This is a genomic window from Mesorhizobium sp. 43Arga (assembly GCF_053714255.1).
The window spans coordinates 737,122-760,606 of the sequence record NZ_JBSKBO010000002.1; the positions used below are offsets into that span (position 1 = coordinate 737,122).

Consider the following 23,485-nt stretch of genomic DNA (forward strand, 5'->3'; position numbering starts at 1 on the left):
TTGTGATCAGAACTGTGATCATGACTACGATGGAGCGGGAGGAGACCGACCATGACCGATGAGACCGTTGCCTTCGACGTCGAGAACGGCATCGCCTGGGTGCGCTTCAACCGGCCGGACAAGCGCAATTGCATGAACCCGGCGCTCAACCGGCGCATGATGGAGGTTCTCGACGAACTCGAGTATCGCGCCGATGTCGGCGTGCTCGTCCTGTCGGGCGAAGGCAGCGCCTGGTCGGCGGGTATGGATCTCAAGGAGTATTTCCGCGAGACCGAAGCCAAGGGGCTCGGCGCCGTCCGCAAGGCGCAATCGGAAGCCTATGGCTGGTGGCGGCGCCTGCGCTGGTACGGCAAGCCGACCATCGCCATGGTCAATGGCTGGTGCTTCGGCGGCGGCTATGGCCCGCTCTTCGCCTGCGACCTCGCCTTTGCCGCCGACGAGGCGCAGTTCGCTCTGTCCGAGATCAACTGGGGCATCCTGCCCGGCGGCGGCGCCACCAAGGTGGTGGTCGACCTGCTGTCGATGCGCGACGCCATGTACCACGCACTGACCGGCGAGCTCATCGACGGCAGGAAGGCCGCCGCCTGGAAGCTGGTCAATGAAAGCCTGCCGCTGGCGGAGCTGAAGGCGCGGGTCACCGAGGTCGCCAGCATCCTTCTGAAGAAGAACCCGATAGCGCTGAAGGCAACCAAGGACGCCATCCGCCGCGTCGGCGAAATGACCTATGACAATGCCGAGGACTATCTCGTCCGCGCCCAGGAGGCGGCCAACTCGCACGACAATGAAGGCCGCAAGGAAGGTATCCGCCAGTTCATCGACGAGAAGAGCTACAAGCCGGGCCTCGGCGCCTACGACAAGACCAGATGACGCGATAAGCCACGACGCGATCGACGCAATCTGGGAGGAGATGCGCATGCCGGCCTTGACGACTTCAGACCCGGTGGCCCTGCATGCCGGCGCGCAGCCGGACCGTCTTGCCTGCGTCGACCTGGCCTCCGGCCGGCGCTGGACCTATGCCGCGCTTGACGAAGCCATCCAGCGCGCTGTCGGCGTTCTCGAAACCGGCTACGGCGTCAAGCCTGGACAACGGATCGCCACGCTTGCCCGCAACAGCGTCGACCTCCTGATCCTGCAGCAGGCCGCAATGCGGCTCGGCGCCATCTTCGTGCCGGTCAACTGGCGGCTCGCCAGTGCCGAACAGCAGGCGATCCTTGCCGATTGCGATCCGGCGCTGCTGCTGCATGACGCCGCCTTTCAGGCGGGGTTGCCCGGGCGCTGCATCGCTGTCGATGTCGCCGCCTTTGCGGTGGCGGTCGAGGTACAGACGCCGGCGCCGCGCCGTCCCCTGCCCGCCGATGATGCGCCCTCGATCATCCTCTACACTTCGGGCACGTCGGGCCGGCCAAAGGGCGTCATCGTCACCGAGCGCAATGCCTTCGCCACGGCGGTCAATTTCGGCGTGCTGGGCCGTGTCGGCAATGCCAGCATCTTCCTCTGCGACGCGCCGATGTTCCATGTCATCGGCCTCCTCACCAGCCTGCGTCCGCCGTTGCTTCAGGGCGGCACCGTGCTGATCTCGCCTGGCTTCGATGCCGGCGCCACCAATCGCCGCCTCGCCGATCCCGCCCTCGGGATCACCCATTATTTCTGCGTGCCGCAGATGGCCAGGATGCTGCGCGACCACCCCGATTTCACGCCGTCGCGCTGGACCTCGCTCACCGCCATCTTCACCGGCGGCGCGCCCAACCCGGCCACGGACATCAGATGGTGGCTCGCCCAGGGCGTGCGCATGGCCGACGGCTTCGGCATGACCGAGGCAGGCACGGTGCTTGGCATGCCGGTCGAGGCCGGCCGCATCGCCGGCAAGGCGGGCTCGGCCGGCCTGCCGGCGCCGACGATCGGCCTGCGCCTCGTCGACGACGACGGCCGCGACGTCGCGGCCGGCGAGCCAGGCGAGATATGGCTGTCCGGCCCCTCGATCACGCCGGGCTACTGGAACCGGCCGGAAGAAACGCAGCGCGCCTTCACCGCCGATGGCTGGTTCCGCACCGGCGACATAGCGCGGCGCGATGGGGAAGGCTTCGTCACCCTCGTCGACCGCCGCAAGGACATGTTCATTTCTGGTGGCGAAAACGTCTATCCCGTCGAAATCGAGACGGTCTTGCTCGATCATCCCGGCATCGCCGAAGCCGCCGTGATCGGCATCGCCGACGCGCGCTGGGGCGAAGTCGGGCGCGCCTTCGTCGTGGTGAAACCTGGATGCGTCGTCGATCCGGCCGATCTGGCAAGCCATTGCGGCGCCCGCATCGCCCGCTACAAGGTGCCGAAAGAGTTCCTGCTCACCGATGCATTGCCGCGCACCGCATCCGGCAAGATCCAGAAGCACATCCTTCGCACATGGGCGACACCTGCCGGCGGGCAGGACTGAAGCGGACCGCAGCTCAGCCGGCGGACGCGGAGCGGAAAACCGCCACCGCCGCCGCGACGATCTCCGCATTGTCCTTCGCCACCCTTCCTTCGGCCAGCGTCTTGCCATCTTCCAGCCCGACCCTTGTCGACCAGCGCTTGCTGTGCGCCAGCTCCACGAACGGCCAGACCGTGGCGTCGACGCCATGCAGCAGGATCGGCCGCCGCACTTCGGCGCGTTGGAGCACGGCGGCGATGCCGTTTGCCTCGTCGAGCGCCTTTGACAAATCCTGGATATCGATCTCGATCAGGATGCGCAGCACTCGGCTGTGATCGGCAAGCGCCACGAACCGCTCGGCATCGGCAACGGTGGCGAGCCCGGCCTCGATGCCGACGCCGCGCTGGCGCAGCAGCTCCATCACGGCGGGCGCGTCGGCTTCCGACAGGTTGACCGAGGCATAGTCCGGCAGTTCACGCCAGCCGGCGATCGCCGCGCGGGTGCGCGCGACATCGTTCTCGATCCAGGCGCCGGTCGAAACGCCGACCAGCGTGCCCGGGCATGCCTGGCGCACGGCCAGCACCGTCGCATCGACGGCAGCCAGGCTTTCGCGCCCATCGGCGCCGCGCGGATGGATGTGCAGTTCGGCGGCGCCTGCAGCGACGCAGGCAGCCGCATCGCTGGCCATGGCTTGCGCATCAAGCGGCAGTTTCGGGTGAAAATCGCGCGGACGCGCTCCATTGATGCAGGCCTGGACGATCATGAAAGTCACCTCGGACAAGGAGGCGGCAGTCTAGCCGCGCCGCAAGGCTGGGCAAAGACCAGCGCGGCGTCTCTCCTGACAGCGCGGCCCCGCCACCATTCCGCGGCATTTGAATAAAACCCGCCTGTGGATATTTACCCCGCATTCCGCCGGGCCAGCCAAGATAAATTAGGGCGGGATCATGGAGGGAACCATTGACCAGCGATTTTTCAGCCGCCCGCATCCATCTCGAACGCGCCTATCACTATCTGCGCGGCAATGACGAGACGAGCCACGCGGCATGCGAGGCTCTCGACCTGCTGATCGAAATGGTGGCGGAGGCACAATACAGGCGGCCCGAGGCCGGGGTGCTGGAATTCCCACAGGCGGCGGCGCGGCACCCCGTCTGATTGAAGCGCGTCAACGCGCTTCAAGTCCTCGTCTGATGCATGTCCTTATCCCAAAACCGCTGCGCACTTTTGGGGGACATGCATCAGGACGCCCTGCGGGCCAGTGCTGCGCTTGCAGGTCTGGTCGCACGCGCCACGATCTGCTCTAGCGGCTCAGGCCGGTGCAGCAGGAAACCCTGGCCGAAATCGACGCCCATCGTCTGCAGAATGCCGAGCGTCTCGGCTTGCTCGATCTTCTCGGCCACGACGGCGCAGCCGACGCTGCGGGCAATGCCTGATATGGCCGAGACGATCTCGCGATCGAAGCGGCTCTCGGCCATGTGTTCGATGAAGGAACCGTCGATCTTGATGGCATCGACGGGAAAGCGCCTGAGATATTCGAACGAGCTCATGCCGGCGCCGAAATCGTCGAGGCTTACCTTGCAGCGCCGCTCGCGCGCCTTGCGCACGAACGTCTCGGCGGCGTCGAAATTGGTGACGGCGGCGGTTTCGGTGATCTCGAAACCGATGCCGGAATGCGGCGCCCCGGTCTCCTCGATGATGCCGTCGACGAAATCCCACAGTCCGGGATCGCTCAGCGTCTGCGCCGACAGGTTGAAGCCGAGCGTGATCGCGCCGGACTTCATCGCCGCGCCATGCCGCGAGAGCGCGGTGCGGATGATCCAGCGATCGAGCCTGGCGGCGATGCCGAAGCGCTCCGCCGCCGGGATGAATTCGCTGGGCGGGATCAGCTTGCCGCCGCGCCCGGCAAGGCGCGCCAGCACCTCGACCTGGCGGTTTTCCCGCCACGGCCGGCCCAGCCGGTGGATCTCCTGGCCGAACAGTTTCAGCCTTCCGTCCTCCATGGCGTCGACCGTGTCGGCGGCGAGCCGCGCCGCGTTGAGGCCGCCGGTGGCGGCTTCGGCCGAAAACACCGCGAAGCGGTCGCGCCCTGCGGCCTTGGCCGCGTAGCAGGCGTCGTCGGCGCAGGCCAGCGCATCGGCCACCGTGGTCGCCCGGTCGTTGACGACGGCGATGCCGATGCTTGCCGCGAGTCGCCGCGCGGTCGCGGCAAGGCCGAGATCGGCGCCGCGCACGGCCGCCAGTATGGCCCCGGCCAGCCGCTCGGCTTGCGCGGCGTCGCAATGGGGCACCAGCAAAGCGAATTCGTCGCCGCCGAGCCGCGCCGCATGCGCCGATGGCGGCAGGCAGCGGCCAATGCCCGCCGCCACGCTCTTCAGCGCCAGATCGCCGGCGGCGTGGCCGGCGAAATCGTTGAGCGCCTTGAAGTAGTCGAGATCGACATAGAACACCGCCAGCGGCACGCCCCTGGCGATGTGGTCGGCAAGCAGCCTGTCGAAGGCGGCGCGGTTCCACAGGCCGGTCAGCGCATCGTGACGGGCGGCAAACGCAAGCTCCTGTTCGCGCAGCTTGTCCTCTGTGATGTCGCGCACGGTGCCGAGGATTTGGCCGGCAGCGCCCGCGGCGGCGACGTAACGCACCAGCGATTCGATGTGGCGGATCTCGCCGTCGCGCTTGACGATGCGGTATTGCGAGGCGGTAACGCCGCTCGAGCCGGGCGACGGCTGGTGGGCTCGCTCGGTGGCTTCCTTGTCGTCGGGATGCAGAAAACTGTGCCAGAGGTCGGCGGGCACCTCGTCGGCATCGGCGACGACGCCGAACATCTCCCTGGTGCGGGCGTCCCAATAGCTCGTGTGGGTGGCGATGTCGTAGTGCCAGATGCCTGTGCCGCTGGCGGGGAGCGCCAGGCGGAAGCGCATGGTGACCTGTTCGAGCGCGGCCTCGGCCGCCTTCTGCTTCGAAATGTCGGTCTGCACGCCCATCAGCCGCAGCGGCCGCCCGTCGGCGCCGCGTTCGACGATGCCGCCGCGGTCGAGCACCCACACCCAGTGGCCCAGCTTGTGCTTCAGCCGCAATTCCGTCTCGATGGCATCGGTCAGCCCGGCAATATGGCGGTCGCCGCTGGCCAGCGCCCGGTCACGGTCGTCGGGATGGGTGAGCCGCAGCCACAAATCGCTGGTGTTGGCGAGTTCATCCGCCTCATAGCCCAGCATTCGCGCCCAGGTCGGCGAATAGAAGCACTCGCCGGTGCGAAGATCCCAGTCCCAGACGCCGAGATGGGCGCGCTCCAGGGCCTTGGCCCAGAATGCTCCATTGCGACTTTTCTTACCCTGACGCGCCATCGCCTATTTTCGCCTGCTCCCACCCGCGGGCAATCTGCGACAAAACCAGAGAAGAAACAGTTACCGGCACGCGGAAGGCATGCCTTCTCGCCTGCAATATTTCGTGGCGCCCCGTCTTTCGATTGGCCGGCAAGAACCGGAGTTTTGGGTTCTCCCGATGGTCCTAGGAATGGCCCAGGTCATCGGCGACATCGATGCGCCGATGACCCCAGCCAAACAAGAAAGGACGCTCCCCATGACCAAACAGGAAGACAACAAGGCCGTCGTCGTCAGATGGTTCACCGACTTCTGGGGTGAAACCTGCGATCTGTCCGTCGTCGACGACATCGCCGCGCCTGACATGCTGCTCAAATATTCGCTGCATGAGCCACGCCGGGGCCGCGACGACATCAAGGCCTTCATGACCGATTTCCGCGCCGCCTTCCCGGATTTGAACTTCTGGGCCACCGCCGATCTCATCGCCGAGGGCGACTATGTCGTCGGCCAATGGGAAGGCGGCGGCACGCATACCGGCCCGGCTTTCGGCGATTTCCTCGCCGGTTCGCTGCCCGCCGCCACCGGCCGCGCCATGCGCTTCACCGGCACCACGGTGCTGAAGGTGATCGACGGCAGGATCGTCGAGGAGATCGGCCTCGACGACGGCGTCGCCGCGCTGACCCAGCTCGGCCTGATCAAGGCCGCCTGAGGCGGTCGCGAGGAACGGTCGTTTGAGGCCAGGCGGCGTCAACGCCGCCTGGCCTCATTGCTTACTGGCTCGGTGCCATTGGCAGGAAACGGGTGGCGCGGCCGGTTTCCGACGGCTTCAATGGCGCCATGTTCATCACTCTCGCCAAAGACCTCAACTCCAGCCCGCTGCCTGTCCCTGACGACCCGCGCTGGGTGCGCATCGTCGCGCGCGACAAGTCGGCGGACGGCGAGTTCTGGTATTCGGTGGCGACGACCGGCGTCTACTGCCGGCCCTCCTGCCCTTCGCGGCGCGCCAACCCCGCCAATGTGCAGCTGCACGACACGCTGGCTGAGGCGAAGGCGACCGGCTTTCGCGCCTGCCGGCGCTGCAACCCCGATGGCCCCTCGCTGGAGGCCGGCAATGCCGCGATGGTCGCCGATGCCTGCCGCAGGATCGAACAGAGCGAGGAAGAGCCATCGCTGGCCGAACTGGCTGATGCCGCAGGGCGCAGTGCCGGCTATTTCCACCGGATCTTCAAGGCCATCACCGGGCTGACGCCGAAGGATTATGCCGCCGCGCATCGTGCCGCTCGCGTCCGCCAGGGCCTCGAGGACGGCACCAGCGTCACAGCGGCGATCTACAATGCCGGCTTCAATTCGAGCGGGCGCTTCTACGAGAAATCGACCGGCATGCTCGGCATGACGCCGACGCGCTACCGTGCGGGCGGCGCCAACGAGGACCTACGCTTTGCCATCGGCGAGACCACGCTCGGCGCCATACTGGTCGCGTCGAGCCGCAGGGGCGTCGCCTCGATCCTGCTCGGTGACGACCCGGACGCGCTGGTGCGCGACTTGCAGGACCGTTTCCCCAAGGCGCGGCTGATCGGCGGCGACCGCGACTACGAGGCTCTGGTCGCCCGCGTCGTCGGCTTCGTCGAGGCCCCACGGCTCGGCCTGGACCTGCCGCTCGACGTGCGCGGCACCGCCTTCCAACAGCGCGTTTGGCAGGCCTTGCAGGACATCCCGGTCGGCAACACGGTTTCCTATGCCGAGATCGCCGGGCGCATCGGCTCGCCCGGAGCAACCCGCGCCATCGCCGCCGCCTGCGCCGCCAATGCGCACGCGGTCGCCATTCCCTGCCACCGCGTGATCCGCAAGGACGGCGCGCTGTCCGGCTACGCCTGGGGCGCCGAGCGCAAGCGCGCGCTGCTCGACCGCGAGGCCCAAGGGTCGGCGAAGGCCGCGGACAGCGCCGGCCGGTCTTCGCGGGCCTGACGAGAACCAGCGATGCGCGCGATGGCAAGGTCTTCCGCCGCCGGTGCGAACATCGAGATCGCCAACGGTGCTGCCATCGACGCGAAGTCACAGGTCTTGGCCGCCATCGGCAAGCTTGTCGCCGATGGCAGGGCCGAGTGGAGCCGCACCGCGAACGGGGAGATTGAACTGCGGCTGTTGTCAGGCGAGGTTTTCCTGCTTGGCGAGGTCGCTGTCACGCGTGTCGCTTGAAGCGCTCACCTCGGCATCCTTGTCCTCGAACGCGACGATTTGAATTTGAAAGCAAGCATCGGAGTGAGGGACGCAACGCACATGGCTAGGGTTCAGGCACAGACACAGGAGTGAAGACAATGAACCCGATGCAAACCCACATGCCGGCGACAGCCCGCAACGCCGCCACTCTCGACACCATCGCCTACGCCGTCGGCCAATCCGCGATCGGCAAGATCCTGGCGGCGCGCAGCCCCGTCGGCGTCTGCGCCATCCTGATTGGCTCCGACGCCGACGCGCTGGAGCAGGACCTCGCCGACCGTTTCCCCGGCAAGCTGCTGGTCGAAGACGAGGCCGCCCTGCGCGGCGATCTCGCCGCGATTGCCCGCTTCATCGAAACGCCCCGCGCCGGTCTCGACCTGCCGCTCGACATGCGCCACGGCACGCCGTTCCAGCAAAGGGTGTGGGAGGCGTTGCGCGCCATCCCCTGCGGCGCCACCATCACCTACACCGCGCTTGCCCGACGCCTTGGCCGGCCGGACGGCGCGCGTGCCGTGGCGACCGCCTGCGCCGCCAACGCCATCGCGCTCGGCATTCCTTGCCATCGTGTTGTCCGTGCCGACGGCACGCTGTCGGGCTACCGCTGGGGCATCGAACGCAAGCACGCACTGCTCGATAAGGAGGCCGCGATATGAACGCCCACGCCAAGGTCGCCACAGCGGCGGTGGAAGCCGCCGAAACGCGCATCGCCGCATACGACTGGCCGGCGCTTGCCGACGAGCTCGATGGCTTTGGCTGCGCGGTGATGGAAAAGCTGCTCTCGCCCGAAGAGTGTCGGCAGATCGCCGGCCTCTACCCCCAGGAAAAACACTTCCGCAGCCACATCCACATGGCCAGGCACGGCTTCGGCAAGGGCGAATACCGCTACTTCCGCTATCCCTTGCCCGACCTGATCGGCGGGTTGCGCAGCGCGCTCTATCCCAGGCTGGCCGAGGTCGCCAACCGCTGGAACGAGCGCATGGCGATCCCCCTGCGTTACCCCTCCACGCATGCCGAATTTCTTGACCAATGCCACGCCGCCGGCCAGGTCAGGCCGACGCCGCTTCTGCTGCAATATGTCCCCGGCGATTTCAACTGCCTGCATCAGGACCTCTATGGCGATCTCGCCTTTCCCCTGCAGGTGGCGATCCTGCTTTCCGAACCGGGCGAGGATTTCACCGGCGGCGAATTCGCGCTGACCGAACAGCGGCCGCGCATGCAGAGCCGGGTCGAGGTGGTGCCCTTGCGCCGGGGCGACGCGGTGGCCTTCGCCGTCCACAACCGGCCGGTGCAGGGAACGAAAGGCAACTACCGCGTCAACCTGCGCCACGGCGTCAGCCGCCTGCGCTCAGGCATGCGCCACACGGTCGGTATCATTTTTCACGATGCGAAGTGAGGTGCCGGCTCACGCCTCCCAAGAGGGCGGATCGCCAAAGGCATCGCGGAGCCATGCGGTAAGCGCGCGCAGTTTGGCGGATCCGCGCCTGTCCTCGGGACAGGCGATATAGATGGTGGCCCCTTCAGGCTCGGCACCGACATCGATGACCGTCAATCGCTTGTCGGCGATCTCGGTCCGGATGAAATAGGCAGGGAGCAGCGCCAGGCCGAGGCCGGCAAGCGCGGCGTCGCGCATCAAGATCCCGTTGTTGACGCGCAGCGCGGTTTCCGGGCGGATCGTCACCAGCCGGCGCGAAATCTTGAACCGCCAATCGGCGGCACCGCGGATGGAATAGATGATGCCCTTGTGACGTTTCAGGTCGTCGGTGGTCGCCGGCAATCCGCACCGCTCGATATAGTCCGGCGAGGCCACCAGGAAGCGACGGCTGGAAGCCAGCTTATTGACGATGACAGGTCCGCCATCGACGACCGGCCCGTGACGCACAATGGCATCGTAGCCATCGGCCACCATGCTGACGAAGCGATCGTCGACATCAAGCGTCAGTTCGATCCCCGGGTGCCTAGCCAGGAAGCCGTACAGCGCCGGGCCGAGATGGAGGATGCCGAAACTGGTCGGCGCCGATATTCTGAGCGGTCCGGCGAGTTCGCCGCGATCTTCGGCGATTTCAGCTCTCGCATCGGCCACCTCCTGCATGATGCGCTTGGCGCGCTCGTAAAACCCACGCCCCGCTTCGGTGATGAAGAGTTTGCGGGTGGTGCGGTCCAGCAGTCTCGTGCCGAGGCTGCGTTCGAGTTCCGACAGCCGCTCGCTGACGACGGACTTGGACAGGCCCATGCGCCTGGCCGCCTCGCTGATCGAGCCGGATTCCGTGACGGCGACAAACGCGGCGGCGGCTTCAAGCTTTAGCATTGTTCGGCTTTCCCGAATTCACAATCAGGCGACCGACGCCTAACGAAACCGAGAGCACGGTGCCATAGTTGAAAGGACCGCGATACATGCGGCGGTGACAAAATCTTGGGGTATTTCATGAAGTTTCGTCCTTTGGTTATCGCACTTGGTCTGCTGTCGCTCGCCGCGCCGGCCTCGGCGCGCGTGATCCCGTTTCCGCCAGCCTTCAAGACGCAGTCGATCGAGACCAACGGCACGAACCTCTACGTTCGCGTCGGCGGCAAGGGTCCCGCCGTCATCCTGCTGCACGGTTTCGCCGACACCGGCGACATGTGGGCGCCGGTCGCGATAAAGCTGATGAAGGATCACACGGTGATCGTGCCGGACCTGCGCGGCATGGGCCTTTCAGCGCATCCAGACAGCGGCTACACCAAGAAGAATCAGGCGCTCGACATTGCCGGCGTCATGGATGCGCTGAAGATCGACAAGGCCGATCTGGTGACACACGATATCGGCAACATGGTCGGATATGCGCTGGCCGCGCAATATCCCAAGCGCATCACCAAATGGGTCGTCATCGACGCACCGCTGCCGGGCATAGGTGACTGGGACAAGATCAAGCAAAGCCCGCTGCTCTGGCACTTCAACTTCCGCGGCCCCGACATGGAGCGGCTGGTCGCGGGCCGCGAGCGCATCTACCTCGACCGCTTCTACAACGAACTGTCGGCCGACCCGAAGAAGATCGACAAGGCGACGCGTGTCCATTATGCAAAACTCTATGCACGGCCGCATGCCATGCATGACGCCTTCGAGCAATTCAAGGCCTTCGACCAGGACGCCATCGACAACCAGGCGATGCTTTCCACCGGCGGCAAATTGCCCATGCCGGTTCTGGCGGCCGGCGCGGAGAAATCGGCGGGCACGACACAGGCCGACACACTGCGTTTCGTCGCGTCGGACGTGACGGGAGCCATCGTGCCCGCATCCGGCCATTGGATCATGGAGGAAAACCCGGATGCTACGGCCAAGCTCATCACCGATTTCCTCTCCAGGTAACAACCGCCCGGCGCGACCAGTTCGGGCCTGCTGAAACCGATCTCACGAAACCAAGCCGATGGGCTGTCCCTTGCAAGGCGGCCTGTCACGAAAAATGGAGCCATTCGATGTCGTTATCGCATCTTCTCTTATCGGGAGCAGCCGTCCTCATGGCGATGGCTGCCCCGGCCTCGGCCGCCGACGCGCCGAAGAAAACGGTCGTGCTGGTGCACGGCGCCTTCGCCGACGGCTCGAGCTGGAACAAGGTCATTCCCTTGCTGGAGGCCAAGGGGCTCAAAGTGGTGGCGGTGCAAAATCCGCTGAGCTCGCTCGCCGCCGATGTCGACGCAACCAGGCGGGTCATCGATGCCCAGCCGGGGCCGGTCGTCCTGGTCGGCCATTCCTGGGGCGGTGTCGTCATCAGCCAGGCGGGCGTCAACGACAAGGTCAAGGTGCTGGTCTACGTCGCCGCCTTCGCGCCGCCAAAGGGCGTGTCGGTGAACGATCTTGGCAAGGGGCAGCCGGCGCCACCCTGGGCAAGCGCCCTGGAAGCCGACAGCGGCGGCTATGTCAGGCTGAGCGCCGAAGCCGTCGCCAAATTTTTCGCGCAGGACCTGCCGCCGCAGGAAATCAGCCTGATCGCAGCCACGCAAGGTCCGCCCTTTGCCGGCATCTTCGACGAGAAGCTCGCCGCGGCCGCCTACGAGACCAAGCCGAGCTTTTACATCGTCGCCAAGCACGACGGCATGATACCGCCGGCTGCTGAAGCGGCGATGGCCAAGGCGATCGGCGCCAAGGTGACCGAGCTTGCGACCAGCCATGTCCCCATGCTTTCCAAGCCGCGCGAAGTGGCCGATGTCATTCTGGCAGCCGCGGACTCGGTGAAATAAACGGGAAAGCGATCCCGGCGAGAAGACACTGCCGGACAGATCCATCATCCGTCGGCAGCGACCATCTCCAGGATCCACGGGCAGGCATAATAGTCGGCGATGCGGTCGATGACGCCGCCGCCGGCATGGATGCGCACAAAATAGGCTGGCCGCCAGACCTCGCCATGGCGCCTGTCGACAACCAGCATGGCCTCCCCTTCGATCGTGTCTGGCCGCATGCGCCAGGGCTCGCCGCGCTCGTATTCGACGAAATAGGGCGAGTTGGAGAGCAGGCCATTGTAGCAGTCCGAAACCCGCAGCCGGGCGTCGGCGCTGGTCAGCGCCCGCACCCCGTCCCAGTCCCTGGCATTGAAGAGCTCGACATAGCGGCTAAGCAGCCGCTCCAGATCAGGGTCGTGCACGGGTGCCGCGACCGGCTGCACCGGCAAGGCGGCGAGCTTGGCCCGGCCGCGATTGAGCGCCGACTTGACGCCGCCTGACGTCGAGCCGACCAGGCCGGCGATCTCGTCCAGCGAATGGTCGAAGACATCCTTGAGCAGCACGCAGGCGCGCTCCTTCGGCGGCAGGTGCACCACCAGCCGCTCGATGGCGCGGCCGGCGCCCGGGCCGGCGGGCTCGACGGGCAGCACGATCTCATCGCTGGCATAGCCTGCTTCGGCCTTGAGCCGCGTGCGGCGGGTGCGGATGAAGTCGATGCACCTGTTATGGGCGATGCGGAACAGCCACGGCCGCAGCGCCTGTGCATCGTCGAGCAGCCCGATCTTGCGATAGGCCTCGAACAGCGCCTCCTGCATGATGTCCTCGCCGTCGAGGGCCGAGCCGGTCATGCGCGCGCAATAGCGGTGGAGACGGACGCGCAAATGCGAGACTGTCTCCAGGAACGCCCTGTAGCGCATGTCGAAAAGGCCTTGAGGATCGAGGCGCGGCTCGATGCCTTGCCTCACCTCACGGGATTTGCGGATCTGCTGGTTCATCGCGGCGCGTCGCTCAGCCTTGCCGCAGCATCGCGCAAGCACCACGCATCCACAAGCACCAAGTGCGACCCGAGCGGCCTGCCCATGCCTACGCCGCCTTGCCGGCAACCTTGTCACCGGCAGCCGGCAGCCCAAGCCTCGGCCGCACCCAGACGGCAAGGCGGCCGATCGCGTCGTCGGCTTCCGGCGCCCGGCCGGCCATCATCTGGAACGAGTGCAGCATGTCGTCGAAGACGTCGAGGCGCGTCTCGACGCCAGCCTGCCGCGCGCGCTCGGCGAACATGCGGCTTTCGTCGACCAGCGTCTCATCGCCGCCGGCCTGCAGGTAGACGGGTGGAAAGCCACGCAAATCGGCATAGAGGGGGCTGACCTCCGGATCCAGCCGATCGTAGTCGCCGATGAAGTTGGTCACCAGCCAGTCGACGCCTCCCTTGGCGAAGAAAGGATCCTTTTCGCGGTTGGTTTCATAGCTGGCAGCGGTCAGCGCCATGTCGAACCAGCCGGAGATGATCAGCGTGGCGACGGGCAGCGGCCGCCCCTGCGCGCGCAGCCGCTGCAGGACGCCATAGGTCAGCACCGCGCCGCAGGAATCCGCGGCAAGCGCGATCCGCCTGGTGTCGAAGTCCTGGTCGATCAGCCAGTCCCAGGCTGCCATCGCCGCCTCGAGCTGGGCCGGATACTTGCCCTGGCTGGCCAGCGGATAGCCATAGAGCAAGGCACGGCAGCCGACGGCCTTGGCCAGATGGCCGACCAGCTTGCGGTGGGTGTAGATCGAGCCGCCGAGGAAGCCGCCGCCATGCGCATAAAACAGCACGCGCTCCTCGTCGGCGCCCTTCGGCACGACCCAGAGCGCGGGCATACCGCCGGCGTCGACCTCGATATAGTCGACGCCGCCGGGTTCGCCAGTCAGCGCCGTCCAGCTGGCATCGTTGAACTCGACGAACGCCTGCGGGCTCATTTTGCCGGCATTGGCGCCGATCGTCGCGTAGTGGTTCCTGTTTGCTTCGCTCTCGATGCTGGCCATGATGCTCTCCTGGTTACCGGTCGCGGACCGCGCGACCTTTCGAGAAGCAGAGACGGATGGGCTGACGATAAAGATACGTCGGCGCTGACGATTTTTCCGCCCCGGCTAACCCTCGCCCCGAAACATCGCGGCGTGGCGTTGGGCGAATTCGACGAACGGCGTCGGCCGCACGCCGAACATGTCGTGCGTCGCCAGATGCACCCGCGATTTCGGCCGACGCAACCGCTCGGCCAGTTGTTCGTCCAGCGCATCGGCAAAGCCCGCCGGAACACCGCTCGCCAGCAGGTTGCGCCGCCGCTCGGCGGGACTGACATTGACATAGCGAACCGGCTTGCCGATCGCCTTGGAGATAAGCGTCGCGATGTCGCTCATCGTCAGCGCCTGCGGCCCGGTCATATCGAGGCTCTCGCCTTCATGGCCGCCATCGCGCAGCAGCCGGAAGGCCACTTTGGCGATATCCTCGATATCGACCGGCGACAGCTCGGTCTCGCCGAGCGCGAGATAGAAGGCGCCCTCGGCGGCAATGGTCGGCGCGTCGCGCAGATAGACTTGCATGAACTGGCTGGGGCGCAGATGCGTCCAGGCCATGCCGGCCGCTTCCAGATAGCGCTCGACCTCCTCATGCATGCGGGTGAAGCGGAACCTCGTCGCGTCGTAGCCGATGTTGGATTCCGCGCCGGAGAATTTTATCACATGCGCGACACCGGCCTGCCTGCAGGCATCGACGAAGCGGCACTGCGTTTCCGTCATGTCGTCGGCGGCGGTCGAAATCATCAGCACGCGATCGATGCCGTCGAGTGCCGCGCCAAGCGTGTCCGCCCGGCGCATGTCGCCCTCGACCAGTTCGACGCCGGCCAGTCCGCCGAGCCCCGCCACTGACGCCCGGTCCCCATCGCGCACCAGCGCCCTCGCCTCATGCCTGTGCCGCGCGAACTCGCGCATGATCGCTTTGCCGTTCAGCCCCGTGGCACCCGTCACCAGGATCATCGTCATCTCCGTCTGGGATTGAGGCGGCCGTCACACCGGCGACCGCACCTTGAAGACGAAGAGACGAGGGCAAAGGATTCTGCCCAAACAGTTTTTTGACAGGAACCTTCGCCGTGCCAATCACCGCGCCGGGGCGTAGCGGTTGACGATCATGCCACAGGAATAGGCTTTCGAGCCGAGCAGGCGCAGGTTTCGGAAACCGCCCTGGTCGAAGATGCGGCGGCCGGCGCCCAGCACGGCCGGGTTGATGAACAGCTGGAACTCGTCGACCAGCCCGGCGGCGATCAGCGACGAGGCGAAGCCGGCGCCGCCGAAGACGATGATATCGCCGCCCTCGCCCGCCTTCAGCGTGTTGACCTCACGCGGCAGGTCACCGCTCACCACCGTCGTGCGCTCCCATCGCGAGGTTTTCAGCCTGTCGCTTGGCACCACCTTCCGGACCTCCACGATGCGCTGGGCGAAGGCGTAGAACGGATCGCGCGGAAACTTCTTCGCCGCATTGCCCCAATGGCTGAGATAGCCCTCTTCGGCCATCTTGCGGCTGAGCAGGATGGTGTCGATGCTGGCGAAGACGCTGTTGAAGTCGCGCTTCAGCTCCTCGTCCCAGCCAATGTCGTCGCCCCATTCCCAGAGCTGCCAGCGATGGTCGTCATTGGCGCCGACAAAACCGTCGACCGACATCTGCATCTGCAAGATGAGCTTCTTCATCGTCGTCTCCTCATTTGTCCAGCTCAAGTGAATTTGCTTTACTTTTGGAACCATTTGACGTATGCGGAGAATGGTGTCAATAGTAAAGTGATTTAATAATGGAACCATAGACATGTCGACGCGCGAAAGATCCGGCTGCCCGATCAACCTGTCGCTGGAACTGCTCGGCGACCGCTGGACGCTGCTCATCATCCGCGACCTGGTCTTCGCCGGGAAAAAGCATTTTCGCGAGTTCCTGCAGTCGGATGAAGGCATCTCCTCGCGCACGCTGGCCGAGCGGCTGCAGACGCTGCAGGACGAAGGCATCCTCACCCGCAGCGACGATCCGAGCCACGGGCTGAAGGCGATCTACCGGCTGACGGAAGCCGGCATCGACCTGTTGCCGGTGCTGGCCACGCTCGGCGCCTGGGGCAGCAAGCACCGCAAGGCCGACGATCAGCTCGCCCGCACCGCCGACGAATTGGCGGCCGGCGGCGAGCCGGCGCTGGAACGGATGAAGGCGGCGCTGCGGGCCGAGCATCTGGCGAACACATGATCGCCGAAGCTCCTGAAGGATGGCCCGAGGCCTGGCCGCGCAACCGCACGCGATGTCGGATCATCAGCGATCATCATACTCGTCATGAAGGCGGACCCAATCGCCCAGCGTATGCGACGGCCCGTTTTCATTGCGGCCGATGGGCGTGAGGTCGAGATAGCTATAGGTCCCGATCAGGTTCTCGCCGCCCCGGCCCCGCACCTGGAAAGTGCAGTAGACCGTGCCGTCGCCATCCCGGTAGAAAACGGTCGTGCCGCCGCGATCCCTGCCTGTCATCGCGACCTCTTCGAAATTGAACAGCACTTTGCCCGCTTTGATCTGGTCCTCGGTGAACGACACCTGGAAGTCGAAATTGAAATCGCTGCCGAATGACGAAACCCAATCGAACCGCCAATTCATCCGCGCCTTGAAATCCGTGAGCTCGGCCAGGGGAGCGCGCGCGCAGACGACCAGGGACACGTCGTGATGCCTGAGATGCTGGTCGGCGGCGTCGATGTGGTCGCACAGGAACGAACAGCCGGTGCAGCGATAGTCCGCATTGGGCGGAAACATGAAGTGATAGATGATCAACTGGCTGCGGCCTTCGAAGAGATCGGCCAGGGATTTCCTTCCCTGGGTCGTATCGAACTCGTAGAGCTTGTCGATGCGCAGCCACGGCAGCGCGCGCCGCTCCGCCGCGAGTTGTTGACGCTGGCGCGTAAGCGCCTTCTCTTTTGCGAGATGCGATTTATGCGCTTCAAACCAGTCCGAGTAAGGCGCGATGATATGGTCGGTCATGTCGTGCTCCTTGCGCACTCAGGCATGTGCTGACGGCCTCGTTGCCCGTCTTGAAGACGGCGTTGAAAACCGCGATCCGACATTGGCTGTGCAATTTTCGTGGGAAGGGCTCAGCTGATCCAGCCGGGCGCGGACATGCCGCTTGACAGATGTACATGTTATGTTCTCTATTTGTTCCAATCCATCAGCAACCGTGGATATGCAGCCGGATGGAAACGACAGCCACCATCCTGCATGCCGATCTCGACGCCTTCTATGCCTCGGTCGAGCAGTTGCTCGACCCGTCGCTGCTCGGCAAGCCGATCGCGGTCGGCGGCGGCGTCGTGCTCGCCGCCTCCTATGAAGCGCGCGCCTTCGGCGTGCGCGGCGGCATGCCGGGGCGCAAGGCGCGCGAGCTTTGCCCGCAACTGATCTTCGTCGGCGGCAATTTCAGCCACTACCAGCGGCTGGGCGACGCGGCGATAAAGGTGCTCGACGATTTCACGCCGGTGGTCGAGCGCATTTCCATCGACGAGGCCTTCTGCGATGTCGCCGGCTGCACGCATCTGTTCGGCTCGCCACGGGAGATCGCCACAGCGATCCGCCGCCGCGTGCGGGCTGAACTCGGCCTGCCGATCTCGATCGGCGTGGCGCGCACCAAGCATCTGGCCAAGATTGCCTCGCAAGTCGCCAAGCCCGATGGGCTGGTGGTGGTCGATCCTGGCACCGAGCTCGCCTTCCTGCACGATCTGCCGGTCTCGCTGATGTGGGGCGTCGGCCCAGCGACCAAGGCAAGGCTGGCCGAGATCGGCGTCGAGACCATCGGCCAGTTGGCGAGGACGCATAGCGGCGCGCTGACGCGGCTGCTTGGTCCCGCCGCCGGCGAAAAGCTCGCCGCTCTCGCATGGAACCGCGACCCGAGGAAACTGGAGACCAGGCGCCGGGCGCACTCGGCCGGCGCGCAATCGGCGCTCGGGCAGAAACCGGCCGTGGCACGGGTGATCGTGCCCACCTTGCTGCATCTGGCCGACCGCGTCGCCAGCCGGCTGCGCGCCAAGGCGCGGCCCGGCCGCACGGTGACGGTGCGCGTGCGCTTTGCCGATCTCAGCACTGTTTCGCGCTCGATCACGCTCGACCAGCCGATCTCGGCGACCACCCTACTGGCCGAGATCGCCGGCGACCTGGTGCGCGGCGTGCTCGCCGACCATCCACGGGAAAAGACGATCTCGCTGCTGGCGATCTCGGTCTCGCATCTCTGGGAGAGCACGGAGTTGCAGCTCGACCTGCCGCTCGGCCTCGCCGACGAGAAGCGCCGGCCCGGTAGCAAAAAAGGCCTCGCCCGCTTTGGTGCCGACCGCGCCATCGACAAGATCCGCGAACGTTTTGGCAAACAGGCGGTCGGCTACGGCACGGTGGCGCTGGAAGCGGCGCGCTCGGTGCCCGACGAATTCAGGGAGCTGGCGGAGAAGGAACTGTGAGTGCGGGAGCGTCCGTCCCTCATGGCTTGCCAAGAAAATGCGAAATTGCCGTGCGAGCCGGGATCGGGAGACGCCTCAAAACCGCGCCGTGCCGAAAACCCGGTCCCACAACAGCGACGTCACGCCGAAATTGGCGTTGTCGTCGATATGGTGGTGCACCGCGTGGCGGCGCTTGAGCGTGTAGAGATAGCTGGGATGGGCGGGATGCCAGTGATGGATCATGTGGTGGACGCTGATGTACCAGAGATAGCCCAGCATCAGCCCGCAGCTGACCGCGCTGGCGGTCGCGAAATCCGAGAGCAGCCAAACGGGCAGCGCGATCAACGCATGCACGCCGAGGCTGAGCCAGGTCGGCGTGCCCACCGGATGCGCTCCTCGACGTGATGACGGTCGCGCAGATCCCTGATGTAGGGAACGTGATGCAAGACGAAGCGGTGCAGGACGTATTCGATCAACGTCCACAGGCCGAGACAGATCAGCATCGTGCCGATCCAGTCCGGCGCGCTCTCTTCCCCGGCCTCGATCAGCCCGGCCACGCCCAACAGGGCGATCGCCAGCGGATAGACCACGAAATCGCTGTAGTAGCCGATCAGACCGAGTTGCATTCCGGACGCCCCATCTGATTTCGACGCCGCCCCAGAAACGACGCATCAAATTGCCGACCTCGCGGGTGGGGTGCAATGCACATGCATCTGACATAGCGTCGCAATTTCCCGGTGCAAGTTCAGCACGCATGATCGACTCGGAATCGGCAGACCTCGCACCGGCGCCGCAAACGGATATGCAAAAATGGCAAAACGCAGTGCGGGCCTGTTGATTTATCGTCGAGGCGATGGGGATATCAGGGTGCTTCTGGTTCACCCCGGCGGCCCGTTCTGGGCAAGGAAGGATGATGGCGCCTGGTCGATCCCGAAAGGCCTCATCGACGAGGACGAGGACGAACTGGCGGCAGCGCAACGCGAGACCGGGGAAGAGCTCGGCATCACCTTCGACGGCCCCTTCGCACGCCTCGGCGACTACAAGCAACCGGGCGGCAAGATCGTCATCGCCTGGTCCGTCGAGGCCAGAGCCGAGATCGATGTCGCAGCCATCAAGAGCAACAGTTTTACGATCGAATGGCCGCCGCGATCCGGGTCGATGAAAGAATTTCCGGAGGTCGATAGGGCCGGCTGGTTCACCCTGCCCGAGGCGGAGGTGAAGATTCTGAAGGGTCAGCGCCCTATGCTTTCGGATTTGGCGGAGCAGTTGGGCGTTGGATGATTTCAGACACCAAGATCGAGGTCAGGTCTTCTTTTCAGGTATGCCCAAGTCAAGTTCGTACTCGTGGCCGTCGCGGACTTTCTTCAGCAACTCCACAGCGTCGTGTGAATACTTATGGAATGGGGTTTTATTAACACGCTCTTTTCTATGATAGCGATTGTCATTGGCCTTTATGCTGACTTTCTTCTGTTCCAGAATCTTATCGATCAATTGGTTGGTCAAATGCCACGAAGCCCCGCCAAGCGCCTGCCCAACTTCTGTTGGGCTGTAGGGGAACTGCGCGGAGGCCGCGCTATAGTCGTTAATGTTGGCGATACCAAACAACTTGGCGAATGTTTCGGAGCTTTCTACGGCCGAGGAGAGCATCTTGAAATCAGCTTCAACGGTCATCTTTGGGATATCGTGCCGAACAAGCTCGTAAGATCGTGCCACCAGCGACCTCAGCACTCTCGTGTTCACTTGATTAAGTGCAGGATTCGCAGCAAAGGCATCAAACACCCACCCGAAGTCGGAGGCTTCGATCAACTTAACTCGGACGTTTCGATCCTCTTCGGTAGGAATGATCCTGTCTCTGGCTGGCCAACTTTCGTCGGTTAGATCGGGATTCCACTGCAGGATAAAAACGTTCGGTATCACACCTCCCTTCTCGGGCAGAGCCTGATCAATGTCCGAGAGGATGGCCCTTATGTTTGGGTCACCAGCGCTATAGCCAATAAACAAAAGGGGATGGTCATTGAAGAATGTAAGCAACTTCGCAGATAGGAACTTCTTTCTTTTCATGAAGTCGTTATAGTCAGCTTCTGTAAAAACGATACTCTCATGATCAGACACGCAGCCATGGATCTTAAATAGCTCGCCGATAGAGAAGTGCTGTCCTTTAAGTATTTGCTGCCCAATGATCCGCTGGTGATCTGGAAAGATCATCTCGAGCATTTCGTCATAATTAGTAGTTATGATCGCGTGCGGCCGGATTCGCGACAAAGATTCGATCTCGGCTTGATGTTCGGCGCTTAACCCCTCTATCGCGGCGGGCTTCAGTGAACCCAAGTGGGCCGCTATCATGTATTTTATATAGGACTGGGCTCCAATATTCTCCTTGAACATCCCCTCGGGAAATTCATTGTGGCCCGCACTCCAAGCCAATTCTTAGTAAAGGCGCGCGAACTCCTCGCCAATCTTGATTGGATCCTTTAATAACTGCTTGTAGAACACAAGCCCCTTGTCGATGTTAGAAGCCTTTTCAGCAAGAAATCCGAGTAATTCCTCCCATGAAGGGGCACCCATGTATCTCTTCGACAGACCTGATCCTACGAAAAGAATCGGCTGACAACCAAATTCCTCGACTGTATTAGTGATATCCTCCGTGATTTCAGCGACGTAGCGTTCATACCTGGGCTGCTTCACTGCTTCGCCTGCCACCGCCATGCGTTCCTCCAAAGAATCAGGCATACACTTTAACTTAGATCGTGGCTCGTGCCTTTATTGATTGGCACATCCACCTAGCGCACCATTGGGGTGCGCTGCATGCGCAACACGCGGGTCTCGGCTACATCCACCAGCCATAATGAAGGCCGACCTGCCATAGCATAAAGAAGATGCTAGCGACGGCTGTGACCAGCAGGATCCTGTTTGACATGTCGAATCTCCATGATGGGTTCGACATGTGAATTCCACACGAATAGTTGCCGCGAAAAACACAGGTACCAGACGGACATGTCAAGCAAAGCCTCGTTGGGTCCGATCAAGCAGCCATGCGTCAGGCAGGTAGGAGCAACCAAGTAGCAAAAGCTTAGCACCCATTGCCAGAGACGCAGAGATAGCGGCCACTGTATTCGGAAAGCGCCAATCCTCAGTCGCCGCGTAATGTGAGACGGCGGCCCGTTCCAATAATATCCCGCCACGGCCCGGGGGAAAGTGCCTCCCCCGCCACGCCATTGCGGATATATTGTGCCAAATGCAATCGACGCCCGGCATCCGTCCCTCCGAGCGCTGAACTAAGCGGTCAGCGTCACATCAAACTGGCTCTGCGACAAGGCAGTAGAGCAAAGGGGCTTAGTCCGACGGGATTATTCTGCCTAAGCAACTTCAGGACCAGGTACACCAGCCTCTTTCAAGGCCCGTGCTAGTTTTGCAAATAGATTAGGGTGGCCGCGTTTGCTGGTTTGCTCGTCAGTCACAGTAGTGTGGAACCAACCAGAATGCGGCAAGGTCAAATGAATGTGCCCGGTACTGGAATCGTACCATGCGCCGATGTTTAGATAGGCAGTGTTGCCGCCCTTTTCGCTCTTTCGGATATCGTCGGGCATATAACCTCCCATGTGTGTCGCTACAAAAGCATATGAGAGTTCGGCCCAGGATGCGACAAGGCGGACTGAAAATTCCTTCAAGACATCCAAAGGACCGGCTCTCGTCCACCTTACCCGAACCGCGCCGGCGTCCACGCGCCGCCCGCCGCGTTCGACGCCACCGCCGCCGCGACAAACTTCACGCCTCGCGCGCCGTCGACCACATCGGGCACCTGCGCGGCGCGCGCGGCATCGACCACGCCACCGGAGCGACGCGCGCGGATGATGTCGGCGGCGTCGCGATAGAAATTGGCGAAGGCCTCGATATAGCCTTCCGGATGCGCCGCCGGCATGCGCGAGACGCGCCGGCTTTCTTCGGTCGAACCATGGCCGCCGCGCACCAGCGTGCGGGTTTCCTCGCCATAGACGGAAAAACGCAGTTCCTCCGGCCGCCCGCCCGACCATTCGAGGCCGGCTCTGTCGCCATAGATGCGCACGGACAGATCATTGTAGTGGCCGGGCGAGGTCTGGCTGGCCAGGATCGTGCCGCGCGCTCCATCGGTCCAGCGCACCATCACATGCGCATTGTCGTCGAGCCGGCGTCCCGGCACCGCGGTGAACAGGTCCGCCGACACCGCCTCGGCCTCGCAGCCCGAAATATAGCTCGCCAGATTGAAGGCATGCACGCCGATATCGGCCAGCACCGCCGACTGCCCTGCCCTCGCCGGATCGGTGCGCCATTCCGCCTGCTTCTGCCCCTCGGCGTCGATCGGCCTGGTCAGCCAGTCCTGGATGTAGGCGCCATGCACCGAGACGATGCGGCCAAGCTCGCCCGCCATCACCATTTCGCGCGCCTGGCGGACCATGGCGTAGCCGGTGTTGTTGAGCGTGACGACGAAGCGGCGGTTTTTGGCGCGCGCCAGCGTCACCAGCGCTTCGGCGTCGCTGAGCGTCGTCGAAAGCGGCTTGTCGCAGATCACGTCGATGCCTGCCTCGAGGAAGGCGGTGGCGATCGGCGCGTGCAGATGGTTGGGCGTGACGATGACGACCGCCTCGATGCCATCGGGACGCGCGGCCTCGGCCAGCGCCATCGCGTGGTAGTCGGCATAACTGCGCTCCGGCGCGATGCCGATCTCGGCGGCAGAGGCGGCGGCGTTCTCCGGGTCGGATGACAGCGCGCCGGCAACCAGTACGATCTGGTCGTCGAGGCGCATGGCGAGCCGATGCACGGCGCCGATGAAGGCATTGCGGCCGCCGCCGACCATGCCGACCCTCAGGCGCTTGCCCGCCGACCCATCCGATGTTGCGTAGACCATGTTTTCTCCTCCGAGCTTTAG

At 64.2% G+C, this 23,485-nt stretch carries 27 protein-coding genes; 13 read left to right on the forward strand and 14 right to left on the reverse strand.

The window, feature by feature from the left end:
* The first annotated feature begins 51 nt into the window (after window positions 1-51).
* On the forward strand, window positions 52-867 hold the full coding sequence (locus ACWGS8_RS10040) for a p-hydroxycinnamoyl CoA hydratase/lyase (protein WP_454580765.1): 816 nt from the start codon (window positions 52-54) through the stop codon (window positions 865-867).
* A gap of 46 nt (window positions 868-913) precedes the next feature.
* Window positions 914-2,428, forward strand: a complete 1,515-nt coding sequence (locus tag ACWGS8_RS10045; RefSeq protein WP_454580766.1) for an AMP-binding protein — start codon at window positions 914-916, stop codon at window positions 2,426-2,428.
* A gap of 13 nt (window positions 2,429-2,441) precedes the next feature.
* On the opposite strand, the gene ACWGS8_RS10050 is transcribed toward ACWGS8_RS10045, so the two are convergent.
* A complete protein-coding gene (locus tag ACWGS8_RS10050; protein ID WP_454580767.1) occupies window positions 2,442-3,167 on the reverse strand; it encodes a 3-keto-5-aminohexanoate cleavage protein in 726 nt (241 codons plus the stop codon).
* A 194-nt stretch (window positions 3,168-3,361) separates the two neighbouring features.
* Here ACWGS8_RS10050 and ACWGS8_RS10055 point away from each other — a divergent pair, with 194 nt between their 5' ends.
* Window positions 3,362-3,556, forward strand: a complete 195-nt coding sequence (locus ACWGS8_RS10055) for a hypothetical protein (protein WP_454580768.1) — start codon at window positions 3,362-3,364, stop codon at window positions 3,554-3,556.
* A gap of 83 nt (window positions 3,557-3,639) precedes the next feature.
* On the opposite strand, the gene ACWGS8_RS10060 is transcribed toward ACWGS8_RS10055, so the two are convergent.
* On the reverse strand, window positions 3,640-5,739 hold the full coding sequence (locus tag ACWGS8_RS10060) for an EAL domain-containing protein (RefSeq protein WP_454580769.1): 2,100 nt from the start codon (window positions 5,737-5,739) through the stop codon (window positions 3,640-3,642).
* Between the two features lie 235 nt (window positions 5,740-5,974).
* On the opposite strand from ACWGS8_RS10060, the gene ACWGS8_RS10065 reads away from it, so the two are divergent.
* The 5 genes from ACWGS8_RS10065 to ACWGS8_RS10085 all read left to right on the forward strand — a co-directional run bounded on the left by ACWGS8_RS10065 (window position 5,975) and on the right by ACWGS8_RS10085 (window position 9,325).
* Window positions 5,975-6,424 (forward strand): ester cyclase, encoded by a 450-nt coding sequence (locus tag ACWGS8_RS10065; RefSeq protein ID WP_454580770.1) that lies wholly within the window; start codon window positions 5,975-5,977, stop codon window positions 6,422-6,424.
* Window positions 6,425-6,552: 128 nt separating this feature from the next.
* Window positions 6,553-7,680, forward strand: a complete 1,128-nt coding sequence (ada, locus tag ACWGS8_RS10070; protein ID WP_454581260.1) for a bifunctional DNA-binding transcriptional regulator/O6-methylguanine-DNA methyltransferase Ada — start codon at window positions 6,553-6,555, stop codon at window positions 7,678-7,680.
* Window positions 7,681-7,701: 21 nt separating this feature from the next.
* A complete protein-coding gene (locus ACWGS8_RS10075; protein ID WP_454580771.1) occupies window positions 7,702-7,911 on the forward strand; it encodes a hypothetical protein in 210 nt (69 codons plus the stop codon).
* Window positions 7,912-8,030: 119 nt separating this feature from the next.
* The gene (locus ACWGS8_RS10080) at window positions 8,031-8,585 is read left to right on the forward strand and encodes a methylated-DNA--[protein]-cysteine S-methyltransferase (protein ID WP_454580772.1); all 555 of its coding nucleotides are present in this window, start codon (window positions 8,031-8,033) and stop codon (window positions 8,583-8,585) included.
* On the forward strand, window positions 8,582-9,325 hold the full coding sequence (locus ACWGS8_RS10085) for a 2OG-Fe(II) oxygenase (RefSeq protein WP_454580773.1): 744 nt from the start codon (window positions 8,582-8,584) through the stop codon (window positions 9,323-9,325). The genes ACWGS8_RS10080 and ACWGS8_RS10085 overlap by 4 nt, the downstream gene beginning before the upstream one ends.
* 9 nt (window positions 9,326-9,334) lie before the next feature.
* Here ACWGS8_RS10085 and ACWGS8_RS10090 read toward each other — a convergent pair whose 3' ends face one another.
* Window positions 9,335-10,237, reverse strand: a complete 903-nt coding sequence (locus tag ACWGS8_RS10090; RefSeq protein ID WP_454580774.1) for a LysR family transcriptional regulator — start codon at window positions 10,235-10,237, stop codon at window positions 9,335-9,337.
* 117 nt (window positions 10,238-10,354) lie between these two features.
* Here ACWGS8_RS10090 and ACWGS8_RS10095 point away from each other — a divergent pair, with 117 nt between their 5' ends.
* Together ACWGS8_RS10095 and ACWGS8_RS10100 are read left to right on the forward strand one after the other, a co-directional pair.
* Complete coding sequence (locus tag ACWGS8_RS10095; protein WP_454580775.1) at window positions 10,355-11,272, forward strand: alpha/beta fold hydrolase; 918 nt, start codon at window positions 10,355-10,357, stop codon at window positions 11,270-11,272.
* 149 nt (window positions 11,273-11,421) lie between these two features.
* On the forward strand, window positions 11,422-12,141 hold the full coding sequence (locus ACWGS8_RS10100; protein WP_454580776.1) for an alpha/beta fold hydrolase: 720 nt from the start codon (window positions 11,422-11,424) through the stop codon (window positions 12,139-12,141).
* Window positions 12,142-12,185: 44 nt separating this feature from the next.
* Here ACWGS8_RS10100 and ACWGS8_RS10105 read toward each other — a convergent pair whose 3' ends face one another.
* The 4 genes from ACWGS8_RS10105 to ACWGS8_RS10120 all read right to left on the reverse strand — a co-directional run bounded on the left by ACWGS8_RS10105 (window position 12,186) and on the right by ACWGS8_RS10120 (window position 15,834).
* Window positions 12,186-13,115 carry a sigma-70 family RNA polymerase sigma factor gene (locus ACWGS8_RS10105; protein WP_454580777.1) on the reverse strand — a complete coding sequence of 310 codons (930 nt, stop codon included), beginning with the start codon at window positions 13,113-13,115 and terminating at the stop codon, window positions 12,186-12,188.
* Window positions 13,116-13,203: 88 nt separating this feature from the next.
* Entirely contained in the window at window positions 13,204-14,139 is a 936-nt protein-coding gene (locus tag ACWGS8_RS10110) for an alpha/beta hydrolase (RefSeq protein ID WP_454580778.1), read from the reverse strand.
* 105 nt (window positions 14,140-14,244) lie between these two features.
* Window positions 14,245-15,126, reverse strand: a complete 882-nt coding sequence (locus ACWGS8_RS10115) for an SDR family oxidoreductase (RefSeq protein ID WP_454580779.1) — start codon at window positions 15,124-15,126, stop codon at window positions 14,245-14,247.
* Window positions 15,127-15,246: 120 nt separating this feature from the next.
* Window positions 15,247-15,834, reverse strand: coding sequence for a dihydrofolate reductase family protein (locus ACWGS8_RS10120; protein ID WP_454580780.1), 588 nt, complete (start codon window positions 15,832-15,834; stop codon window positions 15,247-15,249).
* A gap of 112 nt (window positions 15,835-15,946) precedes the next feature.
* Here ACWGS8_RS10120 and ACWGS8_RS10125 point away from each other — a divergent pair, with 112 nt between their 5' ends.
* On the forward strand, window positions 15,947-16,369 hold the full coding sequence (locus tag ACWGS8_RS10125; protein WP_454580781.1) for a winged helix-turn-helix transcriptional regulator: 423 nt from the start codon (window positions 15,947-15,949) through the stop codon (window positions 16,367-16,369).
* Between the two features lie 63 nt (window positions 16,370-16,432).
* On the opposite strand, the gene ACWGS8_RS10130 is transcribed toward ACWGS8_RS10125, so the two are convergent.
* Window positions 16,433-17,146, reverse strand: a complete 714-nt coding sequence (locus ACWGS8_RS10130; protein WP_454580782.1) for a DUF899 domain-containing protein — start codon at window positions 17,144-17,146, stop codon at window positions 16,433-16,435.
* 209 nt (window positions 17,147-17,355) lie between these two features.
* Between ACWGS8_RS10130 and dinB the strand changes: the two genes are divergently transcribed.
* Window positions 17,356-18,603, forward strand: a complete 1,248-nt coding sequence (dinB, locus tag ACWGS8_RS10135) for a DNA polymerase IV (protein WP_454580783.1) — start codon at window positions 17,356-17,358, stop codon at window positions 18,601-18,603.
* A gap of 75 nt (window positions 18,604-18,678) precedes the next feature.
* Here dinB and ACWGS8_RS10140 read toward each other — a convergent pair whose 3' ends face one another.
* Window positions 18,679-18,966, reverse strand: a complete 288-nt coding sequence (locus ACWGS8_RS10140) for a sterol desaturase family protein (protein WP_454580784.1) — start codon at window positions 18,964-18,966, stop codon at window positions 18,679-18,681.
* Window positions 18,924-19,208, reverse strand: a complete 285-nt coding sequence (locus ACWGS8_RS10145) for a hypothetical protein (RefSeq protein ID WP_454580785.1) — start codon at window positions 19,206-19,208, stop codon at window positions 18,924-18,926. The genes ACWGS8_RS10140 and ACWGS8_RS10145 overlap by 43 nt, the downstream gene beginning before the upstream one ends.
* Before the next feature lie 184 nt (window positions 19,209-19,392).
* Between ACWGS8_RS10145 and ACWGS8_RS10150 the strand changes: the two genes are divergently transcribed.
* Window positions 19,393-19,863: an NUDIX domain-containing protein gene (locus ACWGS8_RS10150; RefSeq protein ID WP_454580786.1), complete on the forward strand. Its 471-nt coding sequence runs from the start codon at window positions 19,393-19,395 to the stop codon at window positions 19,861-19,863.
* A 21-nt stretch (window positions 19,864-19,884) separates the two neighbouring features.
* Here the strand turns inward: ACWGS8_RS10150 and ACWGS8_RS10155 are convergent, their stop codons facing one another.
* From ACWGS8_RS10155 to ACWGS8_RS10170, 4 genes are all read right to left on the reverse strand, one after another.
* Entirely contained in the window at window positions 19,885-20,967 is a 1,083-nt protein-coding gene (locus tag ACWGS8_RS10155; protein WP_454580787.1) for an SIR2 family NAD-dependent protein deacylase, read from the reverse strand.
* Between the two features lie 42 nt (window positions 20,968-21,009).
* Window positions 21,010-21,288, reverse strand: a complete 279-nt coding sequence (locus tag ACWGS8_RS10160; protein WP_454580788.1) for a hypothetical protein — start codon at window positions 21,286-21,288, stop codon at window positions 21,010-21,012.
* A 650-nt stretch (window positions 21,289-21,938) separates the two neighbouring features.
* Window positions 21,939-22,169, reverse strand: a complete 231-nt coding sequence (locus ACWGS8_RS10165; protein WP_454580789.1) for a hypothetical protein — start codon at window positions 22,167-22,169, stop codon at window positions 21,939-21,941.
* Between the two features lie 110 nt (window positions 22,170-22,279).
* Window positions 22,280-23,464 (reverse strand): Gfo/Idh/MocA family protein, encoded by a 1,185-nt coding sequence (locus ACWGS8_RS10170; RefSeq protein WP_454580790.1) that lies wholly within the window; start codon window positions 23,462-23,464, stop codon window positions 22,280-22,282.
* Window positions 23,465-23,485 lie beyond the last annotated feature (21 nt).